Source organism: Stenotrophomonas sp. Bg11-02, assembly GCF_002836635.1.
In the GTDB taxonomy this organism is placed as follows: Bacteria; Pseudomonadota; Gammaproteobacteria; order Xanthomonadales; family Xanthomonadaceae; genus Stenotrophomonas; species Stenotrophomonas lacuserhaii.
Map to the genome: position 1 here is coordinate 1 of NZ_PJAY01000041.1, position 17,126 is coordinate 17,126.

Genomic DNA, 17,126 nt, shown 5'->3' on the forward strand with positions numbered 1-17,126 from the left:
ACCGTCGTTTACCGAACATGGGCGCATCGGCGTGTATTACGAGGCGGCGGCGGTGATCGTGTCGCTGACGCTGCTCGGCCAGATGCTGGAGCTACGAGCGCGTTCGAAAACGTCCGCGGCAATCAAGGGCCTGCTTGGTCTGGCGCCCAAGGAAGCCCGGCGGGTCAATGCCGACGGCACCGAGGAAGACATCCCGCTAACCCACGTGCATGTCGGCGACCACCTGCGCGTGCGACCCGGCGAAAAGTTGCCGGTGGATGGCGAAGTGGTGGAAGGCCGCTCCAGGGTCGACGAGTCGATGCTCACCGGCGAGCCGATCCCGGTCGAGAAAACCACTGGCGATCAGGTCATCGGCGCGACCCAGAACGGCACCGGCGCGCTGGTGATCCGCGCCGCCAAGGTGGGTTCCGACACTGTGCTGTCGCAGATCGTGCAGCTGGTCGCGCAGGCGCAGCGCGCTCGCGCGCCGATGCAGCGGATGGCCGATACCGTCGCCTACTGGTTCGTGCTCGCGGTCCTGGCGATCGCGGTGGCCACCTTCTTCATCTGGGGCTTCTTCGGCCCGGAGCCGGCCTGGACCTTTGCCATCCTGAACGCGGTTTCGGTGTTGATCATCGCCTGCCCCTGCGCGCTGGGTCTGGCCACGCCGATGTCGATCATGGTCGCCACCGGCAAGGCGGCACAGGTGGGCGTGTTGTTCCGCGATGCCGAGGCCATCGAGCACATGCGCCGCATCGATACCCTCATCGTCGACAAGACCGGCACCCTCACCGAAGGACGCCCCGCGTTCAAGGAAGTCGTGGCCTTCGAGGGCTTCGACGCCGACCAGGTGCTGCACCTGGCGGCCAGCCTGGACCAGGGCAGCGAGCATCCGCTGGCCGATGCCATCGTGGCCGAGGCCCGACGCCGGAACTTCGAGTTCGACCGCGTGGAGGACTTCGACTCGGTGACCGGCATGGGTGTGCGCGGAACCGTCGCCGGTCGCGCGCTTGCGCTGGGCAATACCGCCCTCATGGATGATCTGGGCGCCGATCCCGGTGCGCATGTCGACGTCGCCGAGCGTCTGCGCCGCGAGGGTGCGAGCGCCATGTTCCTCGCCGTGGACGGTCGCCTGGCGGGTCTGATCGCGGTCGCAGACCCGATCAAGGCGTCGGCCGCGGCCGCCATCAATGAGCTGCACGCCGCCGGGCTGCGCATCATCATGGCCACCGGCGACGGGCTCACCACCGCACGGGCTGTGGCCACAGAGTTGGGCCTGGACGAAGTGCATGGCGAGGTCCGCCCCGAGGACAAGGCCGAACTGGTGCAGCGCCTCAAGCGCGAAGGCCGGCGGGTGGCGATGGCGGGCGACGGCATCAACGACGCGCCGGCGCTGGCCGCCGCCGACGTCGGCATTGCCATGGGTACTGGCACCGACGTCGCGATGTCGAGCGCGCAGATCACCCTGGTCAAGGGCGACCTGCGCGGCATCCTGCGCGCCCGGAAGATCTCTCAGGCCACCGTGGCCAACATGAAGCAGAACCTCACCTTCGCGTTCGTCTACAACGCGCTCGGGGTTCCGCTCGCGGCCGGGGTGCTCTACCCCGCGTTCGGGATCCTACTGAGTCCGATGGTCGCGGCGCTCGCCATGAGCGTGAGCTCGGTTTCGGTGGTCGCCAATGCCCTGCGTTTGTCCGGCTCCACCGTTGTTGCCACCCCCCACCCTGACCGCGCCGATGAGCCTGCGCGCGGCCATTCCTGTCACTGATGGCTCATATCCCACAAGGAGTACTGCAATGAAGCGTTATGCCTCCCTCTCGATGATGGCCTTGTTCCTGATGGCGGGCGCGGCCTTCGCCGGCGGCCAGACCACCACGCCCACCACCGACCACGGTCAGCACAAGCCGGCGGCGGCCGATGCCGATTTCACCAAGCTCGATGCCAACAAGGACGGCTCGCTGTCCAAGGAAGAACTGGCCAAGCACAAGCTGGCGCCGCACTTTGGCATGCTCGATAGCAACAAAGACGGCAAGCTGAGCCCGCAGGAATTCGCTGCCGGCAAGGGTATGTAAGTGTTCTCAGCCCGGGAGCTGTTCCAACAGTTCCCGGGTTCTTCCGCCGTTCTGCCATTCCCACGGAGATTGTTATGTCCTCTTCGCACGGTACGCACGAAAACGCGCAAGACCCGCAGTCCCAGCACGCAAAACCGCACGCCTCACACCAACCTGCCCACCAGGCACAACAAGGGCATCAAGGCCATTACGGCCGCCTGTTGTTGATGATGGGCCTGTCTTTCGTGGCCATGTACGCATTGATGTACGCAATGGTCGATCAGTGGGCTAACGTCTATAACAACGTCAACCAGTTCTACATGGCGGGCCTGATGGCCGCTCCCATGCTGCTGATCGAGCTGTGGCTAATGTCCAGCATGTACCCCGATCGCCGACGCAATCTGATTCTGGCTGGTCTGACGGTGGCGTTCATGCTGTTCTGCTGGTGGGGCATTCGCACTCAAGCAGCGGTCACTGACAAGCAGTTCATCCGTTCGATGATTCCCCACCACGCTGGCGCCATCCTGATGTGTGAGGAGAATCGTCTGAAGGATCCTGAGTTGGTGAAGCTCTGCCAGGACATTATTACCTCGCAGACACAGGAGATCGCGCAAATGAAGCAGTTGCTGGCTGAGCGTTCCCGTTAGCTCACTGCCTTTTGCCAGCCGATATCACTTCACTGAGCCTGCGCACTGACCATTCGGTGGATCAAACGCGCGGCCACACGTGCGGTGGCTTGATCCGGATCCAGGGGCGGACACAGTTCCGCCACGTCGACCACACGTACCTTGCCCGAGGCCATGACCAGATCCAGCAGGGCTTCCAGGACCTCCAGACTCACCCCGCGTGGGTTGGGGGCGCTCACGCCCGGGGCCACCACCATTGAGTACGCCGGCAAGATCACCAGCGGCTTGGGTAGCTACACCCAGTGGCGTGGCTTGGGCTCACTGCGTATGGGCAAGAACCGTTGGACCGGCGTCTATTCGGCGCAGTACATCGGCAGCGCGGACGACATCATCGCCGTGCCCGACACGATCGGCTCGCATGTGTCCAGCGTGGTGTACCACAGCCTGCAACTGAGCTACGGCATCAAGAAGAAATGGGATATCTCCGCCGGCGTTGAAAAAGTGCTCGATAAGAAGGCGCCGTTCGTGAAGAACAACCCCAACACCGACACCGACACCATGACGTACGACTTGCTGGGTCGTCGCTGGAATGTCCGCTTTGGTTACCACTGGTAAGCCACGATCACGAGGAGCTACACATCATGAGAAACACGCAACTATCCGCCACACTACTGCTGTTCGCTGTGGCCGGCAGTGCCGGTGCGCACGACCTGTTTGTCGCTTTCTCCAAGCCTGGCACCGCAGCGGGCGAGGCGAACACCGCCTTGGTGAACAACGGCACCTTCGATGAAAGTGCTGGCGCAGTCACCCGAGCGCGTCTACAGGACGTTTCGCTGAGCCAGGACGGTGCCAAGGCCGCCCCGGACCTGGCCAGTTGGAAAGAGATCGGCAAGCAAAGCCAGCTCACCGTCCATCCGGCGGGCGAGGGCACCTATCTGCTGGGTGTCTCGACGATGGCTTCCACCAGCACACGTACGGCCAGCGAGTTCGGCAAGTACCTGGAGCTGGAAGACTTGCCCGATACGCTGGCCACCTATGACGCAAGCAAGTTCCCCAAAGGGGTCACCTATAGCTATACCAAGCATGCCCGTGCCATTGGACAGGTGGGCACGAAACTGACCGACGACTTCGCTGCCTCGCTGGGCTATCCGTTGGAGATCCGCTTGACCCGCAATCCTGGAAGCGTGAAGGTCGGCGAACAGCTGTCGTTCCAAGTGCTGCAGCAGGGCACGCCAGTGCCCAACCTACGCGTGTACGTCGGTCATCGTGCTGATGCACCGGTCAAGGGCGGGCACGGTAGCGCTACGCTCCTGCGCACCGATGCCCAAGGCCAAGCCAGTTTCCAGGTGACCACCGCCAAGACCTGGTACATCCACACCAATCACATGGTGCCCTCTACACAAAAGGCTTTGGATTTTGTGTCGGATCGGGCGTCGCTGAGCTTTGAGATTTCCCCGCACGCCGGGCACTGACAAGTAGGCACGTAGGCGGTACTCTCCCCTTTGACGCCAGTCATGACTTCTTCCATGACTCGCGTCTTTTTGTGGGGACGGACCTCAGGTGCTCAGTCTGTCTCTCATTGGTCGCCCCGCGCCGCGCGCAATCCACGTCGCCGCACCAGATAGAACGCTGCGGGAATCACCACCATAGAGAGCACCGGTGCGGTGAGCATGCCACCCAGCATCGGCGCGGCGATACGTTGCATGACCTCCGAGCCGGCACCGGCACCAACGAACAGCGGAAACAACCCGGCCAGGATGACGGCTACCGTCATCGCCTTCGGGCGCACCCGCTGCACGGCACCTTCGTAGATAGCCTCTTGCAGGGTAGACACATCTTCCGGCGCACCGCTGGCCAAGCGCTGCTCCCAAGCATGACGCAGGTACAGCAACATGATGACGCCGAACTCAGCCGCAACGCCACCCAGGGCGATGAATCCGATCATGCTGGCTACCGAAATCGCATGGCCCAGCCCCCAGATCAACCAGAAACCGCCCACCAACGCCAAGGGCAAGCTGAGCAGGATGATGGATACATCGCTGAGCCGGCGAAACACCATCCAGATGACCAGGAAGATGATCGCCAACGCCGCGGGCACCACCCATTGCAGGCGTGCCAATGCCCGTTGCAGATACTCGTACTGCCCCGACCAGGCCAGACCATAGCCGGCAGGCAAACTCACCTGGGTCTGCATCGCGGCTTGCAGGTCCTGGACCACCGATCCTAAGTCGCGATCGGCCACATCGACGTAGATGTAGCCCACCAACCGGCCGTTATCGCTCTTGAGCATCGGCGGGCCTGGGCTGATTGACAGCTCCGCCACCTGGCTCAAGGTCAGTTGCACACCGCCTGGCGCGATCAGCGGCAGATCCTGCAAGGCCTGCAATGAGTCGCGCTGGCCACGGGGGTAGCGCAAGACGATGGGATAGCGCTCGCGCCCCTCGATCGTTTCCCCGATTGGATCGCCGCCAACGACCGTGGCAATCAGTTGCTGGAGTTGGCCTTGAGTGAATCCATAACGCGCAGCGATTTCCGGGCGCACCTGTACATCGACATAGCGCCCGCCGGTGACGCGTTCGGCCAGTGCCGAACTCACGCCGGGCACAGTCTTGGCCACCTGCTCGATCTGCTGGCTCAGGCGCTCGATCTGCTCCACATCTGGTCCGGAGACCTTGATCCCAATCGGGCTTTTGATGCCGGTGGCCAACATATCGATGCGATTGCGAATGGGCGGTACCCATAGATTGGTTAGACCGGGAATCTTGACCGCGGCGTCCAACTCTTGGCGTAGCTTCTGAAGGGTCATGCCCGGGCGCCATTGATCCCGCGGCTTGAAGGTCACGGTGGTCTCAAACATTTCCATAGGTGCCGGATCGGTCGCACTTTCGGCACGGCCGGCCTTGCCGAACACGTGCTCGACCTCCGGTACGGTTTTGATCATCCGTCCTGAGAGCTGAAGCAACTGGCGCGCCTTGTCGGCTGACAGGCCTGGCAACGCAGTGGGCATGTACAGCAGGCTGCCTTCTTCCAAGGGTGGCATGAATTCACTGCCCAACCGGCTAAAGGGGATCAAGGTGAGCACCAGCAGCAGGCCACTGAGCAGCAAGGTGACACCGGGATGTTTGAGGACCCACAACAGAATGGGCCGGTATCCGGCGATCAGGATGCGATTTATGGGGTTCTGTTGTTCCGGCCGGATGTGGCCGCGGATCAGGTAGCCCATCAGCACGGGGATCAAGGTCACCGACAACCCTGCTGCGGCGGCCATCGCGTAGGTCTTGGTGTAGGCCAAGGGCGAGAATAAACGCCCTTCCTGCGCCTGCAGGGCAAAAACCGGCACGAAGGATAGGGTGATGACCAGCAAGCTCGCGAACAGGGCCGGTCCGACCTCGGCCGCCGAGCGGGCCATCAACTGCCAGCGCTCCTCACCCTGGGGTTCCCGACCGTGCTCCTCCCGCCAGTGCTCCAGATGCTTGTGTGCATTTTCGATCATCACCACCGCTGCATCGACCATCGCACCAATGGCGATGGCGATGCCTCCTAACGACAGCAAGTTGGCGGAGATCCCCTGGGCGTGCATCACGATGAAGGCCGCTAGGATACCCAAGGGTAGGGTGATGACGGCCACCAACGCCGAGCGTAGGTGCCACAGGAACAGCAGGCATACCAGCGCTACGACCAGGAACTCTTCACCAAGCTTATGGGTGAGGTTGCGTACCGCATCCTGGATTAGCTCGGAGCGGTCGTACACCGCCACCACTTCCACGCCTTCGGGCAAGCTGGATTGCAACGCCTGCAGTCGCGCTTTGACGTTCCGAATGGCCCCCAAGGCATCCTTGCCGGTCCGCAGGACGATCACGCCGCCGGCCACCTCACCTTGACCATCCGACTCTGCGATACCACGACGGAAGACCGGCCCGCGACTGATCGTGGCCACCTCGCCGAGCAAGACGGGGATGCCGTCGTTGCCGGTTACCGGCACCTGTTCGAACGCCTCCTGTGTGCGCAGGTAGCCTTCGCTACGCACCATCAGTTCGGCTTCGCCTTGTTCGATCACGGAGCCCCCGGTAGCGCCGTTGGCCGCATCCACCGCCTCGATGAGCTCGGCCAGCGTCAGTCCACGGGCCGCCAACGCCTGCGGATCCGGCTGGATCTGCCAGGCGCGCACCGCACCGCCCACACTGGCTACTTCAGCCACGTCCGGCACGGTTTTTAGCTCATAACGAAGAAACCAGTCCTGCAACGCACGCAGCTGCCCCACATCACGTTGACCGGTCCGATCCACCAAGGCGTACTGGTAGATCCAGCCCAGCCCTGTCGCATCAGGACCCAGCGCCGGATTCACATTCGGCGGAAGTCGATCGCGCACCTGGCTCAAGTACTCGAGCACTCGAGAGCGAGCCCAGTACAGATCAGTGGCATCGTCAAACAGGATGTAGACGAACGAATCACCGAAGAAGGAGAAGCCGCGTACCGCTTTCACGCCCGGCACGGACAACATCGTGGTGGCCAACGGGTAGGTGACTTGGTCTTCGATGATACGCGGGGTTTGCCCAGCCCATTGCGTGCGGATGATGACTTGGGTATCCGACAGGTCCGGCAGCGCATCCAGCGGCGTGTTCTTTATCGACCAGATGCCGACCACCGCCAGCAGCGCGGCGGCAACCAGCACCAGCACGCGATTGGCGATGCAAGCATGGATCAGGCGCGCGATCATGGCGTGCCCTCCATCGCTTCGGACATGACGGCGCTTGCCTGGCAATCAGCGGCTGCGGCGGAGCCGAACTTGGGTACCAACTGCATATCCATGAACGGTGACTTGCCCGGCTTGTCGAAATGCTTCTCCGGCACCATCGGGTCATACCAGTACTGCACCGGGCAGCGTGGCGGCGTGGAGGTGGAGGTCTCTGGCGCGACAGGCGCAGGCTGTCTGGACGGTGACGGCACGACAGTGCGTGCGTCGTGCCCGGCGTCATGGCGCTCGTGTACACCTGATGCGCTGGCAGGGCTTGTAGGTTGTGCAGCGCCCAGGCGCTCCAACGCACCGGAGAGATTGGCTTCAGAGTCGAGCAGGAACTGACCCGAGACCACCACGCGTTCACCACCGGCCAAGCCTGCCACGATCTGCGTGCGCCCTTGCACGCTACGTCCGGCACTCACCCGCACTGGCCGGAAGCTCCCGTCCGGATCCTGCACGATGACCCGGCTGTCCCGCCCGGTGGCAATCAGCGCCTCCGTGGGAACGACTGGCAAGGCCTGCTCGCATCGGGCTGCACCAGAACCTCGGCGAACATGCCCGGCACCAGCCGACGCTGCGGGTTGCGCAGCACAATTCGCGCCCGCTGCGTGCGACTAGCCATGTCGACCTGGGGAAGCAACGCCTGGATCTGTCCGCCAAAGCGCTCTGCCGGCCATGCATTGACCGTGGCCTGCACTGAGGTCCCCAGCCGCAAGGTGCCCAGCGCTGCCTGGGGCACCGAGGCCTCCAGCCACAGCGTGTCCAGCCCATTGATCTTGAACAGTGGCGTACCGGGTATCACCGTCTGCCCCTCGCGTGCCAGGATCTCGGTCACGACACCACTGTGGTCTGCGCCAAGCACGACGCCACTTCTGGCCGAGGCGCCAGAAGGAACACCCAACGAACGCAACCGTTGTTGCGCGGCACCCTGTAGCTCACGCGCGCTCGCGGACTGAGCTTGGCTCAGGGTATGTGCTTCGGCGATGGCCGCGTTCCATGCCGGGGCCTGCACGGTGGCCAGCGCTTGACCACGACGAACCTCGGTAAACGGCGCCTTTACCTGCACTTGGGTGATCAAGCCTTCCGTGCGCGCACTGACCACGGTTTCCTGGGTCAGATCCCTCGTCAGTGTGCCCGGCACGCGTACAGCAGTCCCTAGTGACTCTACCGTCACTTCCTGAGTGCGTATGCCCACGTTCTGCTGCAGGCGCGGATTGATCTGCGTTCCGCCGCCCATGGCCTCATCTGCGTATTTGGGCAGCAACTTCATATCCATGAACGGAGATTTGCCCGGCTTGTCGAATCGCTGCTCCGGCGCCATGGGGTCGTACCAGTACAACACCTTGCGCGCTTGACCTGCGCCGCTCGTGCCGGTGGGCGGGGTGGAATCAGAGGTTCGAGTCATCCAGGCGTAGCCGCTGGCAAAGCCGAGCGCCAGCAACCCGAGGGCCACGGCGAGCTGTGTGAGACGCGTCTTGGTCGGGGTCATGGCGTGTTCTCCTCATGGGGCAGCAGATAGGCCAGTGCCGCCCAGGCACGGCCCTGTTCGCCCAGCAGACGGGCGTTCTCCAGTTGCAATTCGATCTCATCGCGCCGCGCTTCCAGCCACGGCTGCAGGTCGGCACCGGCGCCGTAGGCGGCCAACGCCGTGCGTGCGCGATCGCGCGCCAAAGGCAGGCTCTGCGTGTTCTGACGCTCCAACTGGCCGGTTAACCCGCGCCATCGCGCCATCGCGCGTTGCACCGACTCGGCTTGGATGCGCCGGGCCTCATCGCGCTCTGCGGACACCGCCTCCAGCTCAGCCCGTCGTGCCACGATGCCTCGTGCTTGGCGGTTCTTCTGGAACAGCGGCAGGCCCACGCCCACTTCCACCATGAGCATGTCGCTGCGCGCCATGCCGTCGAGTGCGCGCTCGCGACGTCCGTAGGTGAGCTCCACACTCCAATCCGGGCGGGTTTCGGCCACGGCCGCATCCACCTGGGCCTGGGCTAAGCTCTGGCGTGCCTCCCAGCCCAGTAGTGGTGTGTGCTGGTCCAGGTTGGCCAGCAGTTGGGTGGGCTCCAATGGCAACTGCGAAAAATCCGGCGCCGTACCACTGGCCAAGATCGCCTCTGGTGCAATACCCAACCACCGCGCCAGGCCGGCCTGCGCCGCGGCGTGCTCCGCATGTACCTGCTCCAGGCGATTGTCCAACTGCAGTAGGACGGCCTGGGCGGCAAGCACGTCACTGGCCCCGGCCGTGCCACCTGCCAAGCGAGCACGCGCCGCACGCTCGGCTATGCGCGCCGGCTCGCGCAAACCTTCCAACGCATCTACGGCTTGCTGCGTACTCCGCAGCTCGATCCAGGCCTGCGCGGCCGCTTGGACCACCATCTGCTGTTCGACCATCGACAGTGAGCGCGCTTGTGCCAGCGTCGCTTGAGCCAGCGCTTGCTCGGCACGTCGTTTCGCACGGGCAGGAAACTCCTGCATCAGCCCGACTTGCTGGGTGGTCATCTCGTCTGCCCGCAGACTGAAGGCATCGGGTCCGCTGACGGGCCAGTTCGCCAGCCCCACGATCAGACGTGGATCGGGCAACGCGCCGGCACGCGCGGCTTCTTCGGTACTTGCATCGATCTGGGATCGGCGCACCTGCAGGGTAGGGGCGTTAGCAAGCGCTTGTTGTAGTGCTTCGGGATAGCTGATCGGGATAGCGGGCGGTGCCGCCACCACAGGACCACTGAGCGCCAGGGCAAACAACACCCCGCACGCCATCCTGCGTCTTGCACGCAGAAAGAAGGACATCTCCATAAGACCTCCGGACAAACGACAACGAGCGTGCTGCAACACAAGCAGCACGAGCACGGGTCAATCCAGGAGGGGCTTAAATCAGCAGGCTACAGAAGCGCTGCAGGGGGGGCGGATCGGACACGCACACCGGAACATCCCGATAGAACGTGCGTGTACCGGTGGCAACAGAGCCTGCACGAGCGCGGAGGCGGCCAGCGCGGGCTGGTAAGGCACTTGAGGGGCCTTCGCATCGGCCGTGGCGATGTGATCGCGCTGGCAATGCTGGTCGCACAACGCCGGAGCATCGGGATCCGGCGCGGACATCTCTTCGCAACCGACCATCAGGGTCGCTTGTCCAGCATCCACCGATTCCAGCGGACAGGCGTAGGCCACCAGCGCCAGTTGTTGCAGCAGCAGCGCCCACAGTCCCAGCCATGCCAGTCGGGCACGAGGACGGGGTCGCCGCCATCGCCTCAGCAGCTTCACCATGACAGCTCCCGCACGCCCGAAGCAGCGCCTGCGGACGCTGGGCAGATCAGGGCAGGGGACGTGCGAGCTCTCATAATTGCCAGTCTAGCCCTCTTGGGGCCGACTGGCATTGATCACGATCAAGCCATCGCGCGGACTCAGCGGTGGCATCCGCCGCAGCAGGGGGATGCGGCCGGGGCGGCTGGCGTGTCGGCCTCAGAAGGGAGCACGGCGGCGATCACATACCGGAATTGACCGAGGAGGAGAAGGATCGGCAGACCCGCGAGGGTTTGGCCGACGTCGACGCTGGACGGACGATCCCGCACTAGGAACTACTGCAATGGGTCAGGCGACTGTCGGAGCCTTCTTGTTGAGGGTTTCCGTTGGGTCAGGAGCGTGGAAACTCTTGAATCCAATATTCAAGAAGGGCACGCGTGCCTGAGCAGTACTTCCGCAATGCCTCTGTCACGCGACTTCTGGTTCGATCAAGCCTAGCTCTGTAATCCACGAACTGTTGACGTCGAGGGGTGTTTCCTCGTTGAATCATGGCGATAGAGCCGATTCGGCTGTTTTTCTCACGAATCCCTGCCGACCCTCAAGTAGAAGCATTTTTCCGTCGTTGACGGTGGTGCCCCTGGTCGGAATCGAACCGACGTGTACGCGCTTATCTGGCGCGTGCTCTCACCGGGGTATAAGGCCGGCCCTCTGACCAACATGAGCAACAGGGGCGTGATCGATCGATGCGATCACGCCGGTATTCGAGGGTCGAGCTGGCTCAGGCGGTTCATGGGGCAAGCATACCGGGGATGGACGCTATGCCGCTATCCCCGGGCGCGGCGGTAGGAGTGGGCCCACGCCGGAGCAGAGATCCGGCCGGTCGCCACCAGCCAGGCCATCCGCAAGGCCTGCGCGTCCACCAACGCATGGTGGCGCCTGGCCCTATGTTCCGGATGGGCTGCGAACCAGTCCTCGACCAGCAGCCCAGGAAGGCCTTCCTTCGACATGCATGTCATGACCGGGGCCGGCCGGGGTCCGCATGCGGCAACCTGGTCATCGGGTAGCTCAAAACCATCCAGTGCATACCGCAGCAGCTGGAGATCGTTCGGGAAATCCGCCATCACCGCCAGCGCGTCGGTCTCGCTGAGGAAGGCGCGCAGCTCGGTAGTCAGGACGGCATCCGGCAGGGCTGCGTCGCCGCGGTCGAGCAGCGGGTAGACGCTCTGACGAACGAAGTCGGTGGGAGCCTCGGGCAGGCTGGCTCGCTCAGCGTAGAAAAGGCGGTCTCCACCTTCGTTCACCAGCGCCAGACTCACCAGCTCGCTGCCCGTTACATCGGCCCACTCGGTGTCCAAGAAGTAGTACGTGGTGGCCATGATTGAATGGTGCCACAGCTTCCCGGGGGGCCGAGCCTGGAAGTGCGGCCGAGGGTAGAATTCAGCGATCCATCAATCGGTTAGCGAAGATCTGGCCGTGCTCGTAACGATTCCCTGCCAGCCCTCGTCTTAGCCTGGTCCAGGTGGTAGACAAAACCGCCTTCGGGCAGGGCACGCAGATGCGCCAGGGTCGCTGCCGCCACCTCGCTGCGACGGCGACCGCCAGTGGAAAAGCCGAAGTAGAGCAGGGCGCGATCGCGCAGGCCTGCCAAGCCGGGGCCGCAGGTGGCCAGCAGCGCATGCAGCTCGAGCCGTGTGATCGCTGCCTTTTTGCGTGGGCGCTCCCCACGCTTATGCGCAGTCCGGCGGGCGCTGACCAGCAGCTGGCGCACCTCGACGCTGTCGAGGGGATTGGCCAAGTGCTGCAGCTGATGGACCTTGCTCAGCACCGAGACGCGGTGGGTGAGGGTGGCCAACCGCCACGGGCCAGGGCGGCTCTTCAACTTGGCCGCCACCAGCGCCTGGTCCAGCGCGGCCGGCAACTCCCAGCGCACACCCTCGGCGGTGTCGCGCGCCACGTGGTCGACGATGAATTGCACCACGGTTGCCGACGGCAGCGGCAGGCGTAGCGGCTGAGCGTAGCGGCCTTGGTACCAGCCGGCCCAGTAGCGCAGGGCGGTACGGTAACTGCGGGTGGTATTGGCGCTGTGCGCCGCCGCCAGGATCTGGTCAGCGGCGGTAGCGGCCTGCGCCGACAGCCGGGCCGGATCGGGCAGGGCGACACTCCGATCAACGGTAATGGAAGTGATGTTTTTCATATGTACTATGTACCTCTCACTACACGCTGGCGTCGATACATCCGATAATTCTACATTATCGGATGTACCGCTCGGATTCGTTCTTTTTCGCAGCTGGAGACATGTTTATGGCCCGGGGCCTCACTGAGCTGGACGTCCATCAGGCCGCCGACGACCTCATCGCCGGAGGCGATCGCCCCACGGTGGAACGCATCCGCGCCCACCTGGGCACCGGTTCACCCAATACCGTGACCCGTCACTTGGACAGCTGGTGGGCCAGCGTCGGCGCACGCCTGCGGCAGCGCGCCCGCGAGCAGGGCCGCCCGGACGTGCCGACGGAGGTGGACGCGTTGGCGCAGCGCTGCTGGGCCGCCGCCCTAGAGGCCGCCGCCGACCACGCGCAGGCCTTGGTGGTTGGCGAACGCGCCGATTTGCACGCGGCGCAGGCCGCCGTGGCCAGCCAGCAGGACGTGCTGGCGCATGAGCGCACCCAAGCGCTGGAGCGGCTGACTCAAGCCCAGCACGAGGCCCGTACGGCTGAGACCAGCGCCGCCGCCCTGCGCGAACAGTTGCGCCAGCTGCACGACGAGCGCGACGACCTGCGCCGCCAACGCGACGGCACTTCCACGCGCAACGAACTCCTGGAGGAACAGGTGGCCGCGCTGCGCGCCGAGCTGGCGCAGAAGGCCGACCAGCACACCGCCGAGCGCGATGAGCTGCTGGCGCATCTCCGCGCCACCGAAGACCGCGCACTGACCGAGGTGGACCGGGCACGCCAGGCGCTGCAGCAGCTCCAGCACAGCGTCACCGCGCAATCCCTTCAGCACCAGCGTGAGCTCAGCAACCTAAGCGCGGCCCGCCAGCAGGCTGAACAGACCACCGCCCAGGCACTGCGCGACCGGGACATCCAGAGCGCGCTGGCAAGCGCCTATGCCAGCCAGCTTGAGCGCTTGGGCGATCTGCCCGAGCAAGTGCGCGCTGCACTCACACCGCCGGCAGCGCCCGCGCGAACCAAGGCAAAACCGGTCCGCAAGGCGCGCTCGGGGTAGGCCGATGACCGGTGCGATTAGCTAGGCCAGCCCGATCATCCGCAAGCGGGGCAGGGTGCAGTCCTGCCCCGGATCCCACTCGCCGCAATAGACCCGTGAGGTACCTGATCCATGATGAGCAACGCCCAGGTGAACAGGATCCCCAGCGTCGAATTGCAGCTCTTCAAATGGATCACGCTGGTCGATGCCGTCGAGACTCCCGACTGCGTTGAGCTGGAGGGCGGCGCCCGGATCTGGATCAAGTAGGCATGCCATTCGCTGGCCGGCTTTGGCGATGATGTGCCAATACTCACGTTGAGCATTCAGCTCATCCCCTGCGTTAGAGGTCGCCGCTGGTCTACCGAATTTATCGAGATGTGCAGTAGCTTGATCCCGTGGCCGGCCTTATTTCTTCGAGCCGGCGCAAAATCAAAGCTATCGCCCTGCCCCATACGCAGAGGATCCATCCAGCTGCAGCGGCCAACGCTAACGCATCATCGCCAGAGGTGGCGGGGTCAAAACTTGAGCGTTTCACCATCTTCAGGAATCAAGACGCTGCCTTGGAGCGAATTTTCGATAACGTACTGCCGCAGGTCGGCGCGGGAGACAGTCGCGTGGTTCACGGCATCCATATGCACGGACACAATCTTCGCATTAGGGGCGAGCGTGTGCGCCCTAAGTGTATCCCCAGAACTCATGATGATCCCCGTATCAAAACCCGTGATGCGAGCATCGCCAGTGTTGAGGACGATAACATCCGGTTTATAGCGATTGATCGTATCCTGTACTTCATTCGTCCAGACGGTATCAGCAGCAAGGTAGATCGTTGGTGAACCAGCCTTTTCAAAGACCAAACCCATAACACTGCCAAGTCTCTTCGCCAGCGACTCAATCGCGTACATTGAATCCGAGCCGTGCTGAGTCACAGTGCGGGAGATAGCCACTCCGCCAAAAATTTCGCGCGGACGCAGGATCCGGACGTCTTTGAAACCCTTATCCCTCAGCAGCTTAGCGTCAACTTCGTTTTGGACGAATACGGGCATCTGCTTCGGAATCAGCGACTCAGCGGCGGGATCCCAATGATCCAAGTGGGTATGTGTCACAAGCACCGCATCCACTCCCTTGAGCACCTGACCGGTGTCGAAGGGAAGTTCGACGGTCGGGTTGCGCAATTCATTGCGATACGTTTCCGGGAAGCCTGGATAGGCGCCTTTAGAGGCCAGCATAGGGTCCACCAGCAATACGGTTTCGCCATACGTAATCTTAGCCGTGGCATTGCGTATCTGCTGGAACGACGTCGTCGCGCCCGAGACGCCTGCAGCATCTGCGTTGCTCTGGAGGCCTAGCGCCGAAAGCGTGCCAAGTGTAAGGGACAGCATTTTCATATGTCTTCTCTAATTGGAGTGATCGCGCTCCTCAGTCAGACGTTTCACCTCGGCCTTCAACCGACGCACCTCGGCTGAGTCCTTGGGCGTGGGCAACATCGACCCCTCTGGTGTGCCCGCCAAGGCCTCGCTCTTGGCCTTGCGGAGCCATTGGTAAAGGCTGTGGGATGAGACCCCCAGCCGCTTGGCAACCTCGGCTACAGCAAAGCCCCTTTGGGTAACCTGCTTGACCGCTTCGGCATTGAACTCATCCGTGTACTGCTTGCTCGCCATAGACACCTCTCTGGCTTCCATTGCTTATGGCTCTGAGATGTCTACGAAATCTTGGCCGGTCCAATGAGAACCTTTGTGCCCATGATAATTGGTCGCAGTTGATGAAAGCAGAAAAAAGGCTCAGGCGGCTAAACGGCCCTCACGAGAGCCATCCGTTACGCCGTCAGATGAGACGTACGTCTGGCTACTTTTTGCGTTTTATGGTTCTGCATCGGCCTTTCGCTGCCTTCTGCTTCCTACCCCCTGTCACCACATGCCTTGTAATCCACTGGGCAGCAGACGGTTCCGCGCTGAAGGTCCTAATGATCCTTTCAACTACAGTTGAATACCCCACCGTCGCACCTCTGAGCAGGTTGGTCCAGAACCGAGCAATGAGAAAAGACAGCACGCCACTCATAAGGACGGAGCCAAAGAACCAGAAATGACTAATGGGCGAGGTAACCTTCAGCCCCTTGGTAAACATATACGTCGCAAACATGCCTGCACCGGAATGCGCCAGCATTATCAACGACGTCGGCGAAGTGCGAACCCTGAAGACAACCGAGGTGGAAAGCGTTTCTACAGCCGACAGAAGAATCAGTAAAAGGCTTGCCGTTAATGCGGGGCACAGAAGCTGGCAACCAGACTGCTGCGTGTAAAGAAGGAATGGAGCCGCCAACAAGACCAGTGCCTCAAGGCACACGCTGGGATATCTCCTCAGGAACTGCCCCCAACTTCTTCGGGCTAATGCAAACATGTCCTGAATAAGGCTAGCCACCGTCATTGCGGCCATGCTGGATAGCGTGATACAGGCTGGGATCCAGAGCATCCTCTCCTCCGGTCCCGGCGCGAAAGGCTCCATAGCCACCACGCCCCAGGTGGCCATCGCAAGGAACGACACGATAGGCCATACAGCTTGGCTTACTTTTCGCATAGAGCTGCTACATCCGACGTGCAGGCTCTTCTTGGCGAGCCCGAAACGATCATCTCGGCCCCCAATCGATAGCCAAAGCGTGGCAGCGTATGTATCAACCTCTCGTCGAACCCCCCATCAACGCTTCGTCTGAGGGCGGACATATGAGATCGGAGCAGGTCCCGATCTGGCGGATCGTCCCCCCATAAAGCGTGCTCCAGCTCTTGGCGACTCACAGCCGAAGGGCTCGCCCGCATCAGAACTTGTAGCAACTTTCGGGATCCAGGGTAGAGCCGCAGCTGCCTTCCTTCCCTGGTCGCTATCAACGTTGCCAGATCGAGAGTAAGGCCACCGACTGTCAGCCGTCTGGTGGCCGGACGCCCTTGGGCGCGGTTCACTATCGCCTGAAGCCGGACTTCCAATTCCGGGATGTCAAATGGCTTGGTTACATAGTCATCCGCCCCAGAACGGAAGGCACGAATTTTATCGGACAGCTCCCGCCTCTCAGTAAGCATCAGAACTGGTACCGATACACCATGCTCAGACCGCAGCTTGCTGATCAGATCAGGGCCTTCGATACGCGGCAACGTCCAATCCAAGACGACTGCGTCATAGGTATTAGACACTGCAAGGTGCAGCCCTGTGACGCCGTCTCCCGCAGCATCGAGCTGATGCCCCCTGCACTCGAAATACTCGAAAATCGCCTTGGCAACCCGGAGATCACGGTCAATGACAAGAAGGCGCATG

The 17,126-nt window shown here is 62.7% G+C and carries 17 protein-coding genes, 1 tRNA gene and 2 pseudogenes; 7 read left to right on the forward strand and 13 right to left on the reverse strand.

All coding sequences use genetic code 11. The annotated features are described in order from the left end of the window. The 3 genes from CXG43_RS01945 to CXG43_RS01955 all read left to right on the forward strand — a co-directional run. A partial coding sequence (locus tag CXG43_RS01945) for a copper-translocating P-type ATPase (RefSeq protein ID WP_101098467.1) occupies nucleotides 1-1,747 on the forward strand: 1,747 nt, incomplete at its 5' end. A gap of 28 nt (nucleotides 1,748-1,775) precedes the next feature. Then, the gene (locus CXG43_RS01950; protein ID WP_005413412.1) at nucleotides 1,776-2,051 is read left to right on the forward strand and encodes a hypothetical protein; all 276 of its coding nucleotides are present in this window, start codon (nucleotides 1,776-1,778) and stop codon (nucleotides 2,049-2,051) included. A gap of 74 nt (nucleotides 2,052-2,125) precedes the next feature. Then, nucleotides 2,126-2,677, forward strand: coding sequence for a DUF305 domain-containing protein (locus tag CXG43_RS01955; RefSeq protein ID WP_005995733.1), 552 nt, complete (start codon nucleotides 2,126-2,128; stop codon nucleotides 2,675-2,677). A gap of 29 nt (nucleotides 2,678-2,706) precedes the next feature. On the opposite strand, the gene CXG43_RS01960 is transcribed toward CXG43_RS01955, so the two are convergent. After that, nucleotides 2,707-2,895, reverse strand: a complete 189-nt coding sequence (locus CXG43_RS01960) for an arginase family protein (protein WP_187756563.1) — start codon at nucleotides 2,893-2,895, stop codon at nucleotides 2,707-2,709. A gap of 88 nt (nucleotides 2,896-2,983) precedes the next feature. On the opposite strand from CXG43_RS01960, the gene CXG43_RS01965 reads away from it, so the two are divergent. Both CXG43_RS01965 and CXG43_RS01970 read left to right on the forward strand, forming a co-directional pair. Beyond that, nucleotides 2,984-3,271 carry a TonB-dependent receptor gene (locus CXG43_RS01965; RefSeq protein ID WP_005413409.1) on the forward strand — a complete coding sequence of 96 codons (288 nt, stop codon included), beginning with the start codon at nucleotides 2,984-2,986 and terminating at the stop codon, nucleotides 3,269-3,271. 26 nt (nucleotides 3,272-3,297) lie between these two features. Continuing rightward, complete coding sequence (locus tag CXG43_RS01970; protein ID WP_005995738.1) at nucleotides 3,298-4,128, forward strand: DUF4198 domain-containing protein; 831 nt, start codon at nucleotides 3,298-3,300, stop codon at nucleotides 4,126-4,128. Nucleotides 4,129-4,232: 104 nt separating this feature from the next. On the opposite strand, the gene CXG43_RS01975 is transcribed toward CXG43_RS01970, so the two are convergent. The 8 genes and pseudogenes from CXG43_RS01975 to CXG43_RS02005 form a co-directional block, all read right to left on the reverse strand. Beyond that, complete coding sequence (locus tag CXG43_RS01975; protein ID WP_101098468.1) at nucleotides 4,233-7,373, reverse strand: CusA/CzcA family heavy metal efflux RND transporter; 3,141 nt, start codon at nucleotides 7,371-7,373, stop codon at nucleotides 4,233-4,235. 65 nt (nucleotides 7,374-7,438) lie between these two features. Continuing rightward, nucleotides 7,439-7,531 (reverse strand): annotated as a pseudogene (locus tag CXG43_RS19610) (heavy metal-binding domain-containing protein); the annotation flags it as partial. A gap of 350 nt (nucleotides 7,532-7,881) precedes the next feature. Then, nucleotides 7,882-8,883, reverse strand: coding sequence for an efflux RND transporter periplasmic adaptor subunit (locus CXG43_RS01980; protein ID WP_232767547.1), 1,002 nt, complete (start codon nucleotides 8,881-8,883; stop codon nucleotides 7,882-7,884). Further along, on the reverse strand, nucleotides 8,880-10,238 hold the full coding sequence (locus tag CXG43_RS01985; protein WP_224096874.1) for a TolC family protein: 1,359 nt from the start codon (nucleotides 10,236-10,238) through the stop codon (nucleotides 8,880-8,882). Before CXG43_RS01985 ends, CXG43_RS01980 begins: the two co-directional genes overlap by 4 nt. A gap of 24 nt (nucleotides 10,239-10,262) precedes the next feature. Beyond that, entirely contained in the window at nucleotides 10,263-10,652 is a 390-nt protein-coding gene (locus CXG43_RS01990) for a hypothetical protein (protein WP_224096875.1), read from the reverse strand. A gap of 605 nt (nucleotides 10,653-11,257) precedes the next feature. Beyond that, nucleotides 11,258-11,360: transfer RNA gene (locus CXG43_RS01995), tRNA-Ile, on the reverse strand. A 92-nt stretch (nucleotides 11,361-11,452) separates the two neighbouring features. After that, nucleotides 11,453-12,004 carry a 3'-5' exoribonuclease gene (locus CXG43_RS02000; RefSeq protein WP_074058992.1) on the reverse strand — a complete coding sequence of 184 codons (552 nt, stop codon included), beginning with the start codon at nucleotides 12,002-12,004 and terminating at the stop codon, nucleotides 11,453-11,455. 80 nt (nucleotides 12,005-12,084) lie between these two features. Next, nucleotides 12,085-12,822 carry a hypothetical protein gene (locus tag CXG43_RS02005; RefSeq protein WP_182338190.1) on the reverse strand — a complete coding sequence of 246 codons (738 nt, stop codon included), beginning with the start codon at nucleotides 12,820-12,822 and terminating at the stop codon, nucleotides 12,085-12,087. A gap of 107 nt (nucleotides 12,823-12,929) precedes the next feature. On the opposite strand from CXG43_RS02005, the gene CXG43_RS02010 reads away from it, so the two are divergent. Together CXG43_RS02010 and CXG43_RS19540 are read left to right on the forward strand one after the other, a co-directional pair. After that, nucleotides 12,930-13,850 carry a DNA-binding protein gene (locus CXG43_RS02010; RefSeq protein WP_157825030.1) on the forward strand — a complete coding sequence of 307 codons (921 nt, stop codon included), beginning with the start codon at nucleotides 12,930-12,932 and terminating at the stop codon, nucleotides 13,848-13,850. Between the two features lie 114 nt (nucleotides 13,851-13,964). After that, nucleotides 13,965-14,096, forward strand: coding sequence for a hypothetical protein (locus tag CXG43_RS19540; protein ID WP_269801247.1), 132 nt, complete (start codon nucleotides 13,965-13,967; stop codon nucleotides 14,094-14,096). A 248-nt stretch (nucleotides 14,097-14,344) separates the two neighbouring features. On the opposite strand, the gene CXG43_RS02015 is transcribed toward CXG43_RS19540, so the two are convergent. The 4 genes and pseudogenes from CXG43_RS02015 to CXG43_RS02030 form a co-directional block, all read right to left on the reverse strand. After that, nucleotides 14,345-15,214, reverse strand: a complete 870-nt coding sequence (locus CXG43_RS02015; protein ID WP_232767548.1) for an MBL fold metallo-hydrolase — start codon at nucleotides 15,212-15,214, stop codon at nucleotides 14,345-14,347. 21 nt (nucleotides 15,215-15,235) lie between these two features. Further along, nucleotides 15,236-15,487, reverse strand: a pseudogene (locus tag CXG43_RS02020) (transposase); the annotation flags it as partial. Between the two features lie 184 nt (nucleotides 15,488-15,671). Continuing rightward, nucleotides 15,672-16,295 carry a hypothetical protein gene (locus CXG43_RS02025; protein WP_146027638.1) on the reverse strand — a complete coding sequence of 208 codons (624 nt, stop codon included), beginning with the start codon at nucleotides 16,293-16,295 and terminating at the stop codon, nucleotides 15,672-15,674. 92 nt (nucleotides 16,296-16,387) lie between these two features. Then, on the reverse strand, nucleotides 16,388-17,125 hold the full coding sequence (locus CXG43_RS02030; protein ID WP_080341495.1) for a response regulator transcription factor: 738 nt from the start codon (nucleotides 17,123-17,125) through the stop codon (nucleotides 16,388-16,390). Nucleotide 17,126 lies beyond the last annotated feature (1 nt).

Excerpts from the sequence above, each read along its gene's own strand:
- CXG43_RS01955 (WP_005995733.1), top strand. The coding sequence starts at position 2,126 with ATGTCCTCTTCGCACGGTACGCACGAAAACGCGCAAGACCCGCAGTCC.
- CXG43_RS02015 (WP_232767548.1), bottom strand. The coding sequence starts at position 15,214 with ATGAAAATGCTGTCCCTTACACTTGGCACGCTTTCGGCGCTAGGCCTC.
- CXG43_RS01975 (WP_101098468.1), bottom strand. The coding sequence starts at position 7,373 with ATGATCGCGCGCCTGATCCATGCTTGCATCGCCAATCGCGTGCTGGTG.
- CXG43_RS02005 (WP_182338190.1), bottom strand. The coding sequence starts at position 12,822 with ATGAAAAACATCACTTCCATTACCGTTGATCGGAGTGTCGCCCTGCCC.
- CXG43_RS01950 (WP_005413412.1), top strand. The coding sequence starts at position 1,776 with ATGAAGCGTTATGCCTCCCTCTCGATGATGGCCTTGTTCCTGATGGCG.
- CXG43_RS02000 (WP_074058992.1), bottom strand. The coding sequence starts at position 12,004 with ATGGCCACCACGTACTACTTCTTGGACACCGAGTGGGCCGATGTAACG.
- CXG43_RS02010 (WP_157825030.1), top strand. The coding sequence starts at position 12,930 with ATGGCCCGGGGCCTCACTGAGCTGGACGTCCATCAGGCCGCCGACGAC.
- CXG43_RS01965 (WP_005413409.1), top strand. The coding sequence starts at position 2,984 with ATGGGCAAGAACCGTTGGACCGGCGTCTATTCGGCGCAGTACATCGGC.
- CXG43_RS02030 (WP_080341495.1), bottom strand. The coding sequence starts at position 17,125 with ATGCGCCTTCTTGTCATTGACCGTGATCTCCGGGTTGCCAAGGCGATT.
- CXG43_RS01990 (WP_224096875.1), bottom strand. The coding sequence starts at position 10,652 with ATGGTGAAGCTGCTGAGGCGATGGCGGCGACCCCGTCCTCGTGCCCGA.
- CXG43_RS01980 (WP_232767547.1), bottom strand. The coding sequence starts at position 8,883 with ATGACCCCGACCAAGACGCGTCTCACACAGCTCGCCGTGGCCCTCGGG.
- CXG43_RS19540 (WP_269801247.1), top strand. The coding sequence starts at position 13,965 with ATGAGCAACGCCCAGGTGAACAGGATCCCCAGCGTCGAATTGCAGCTC.
- CXG43_RS01970 (WP_005995738.1), top strand. The coding sequence starts at position 3,298 with ATGAGAAACACGCAACTATCCGCCACACTACTGCTGTTCGCTGTGGCC.
- CXG43_RS02025 (WP_146027638.1), bottom strand. The coding sequence starts at position 16,295 with ATGCTCTGGATCCCAGCCTGTATCACGCTATCCAGCATGGCCGCAATG.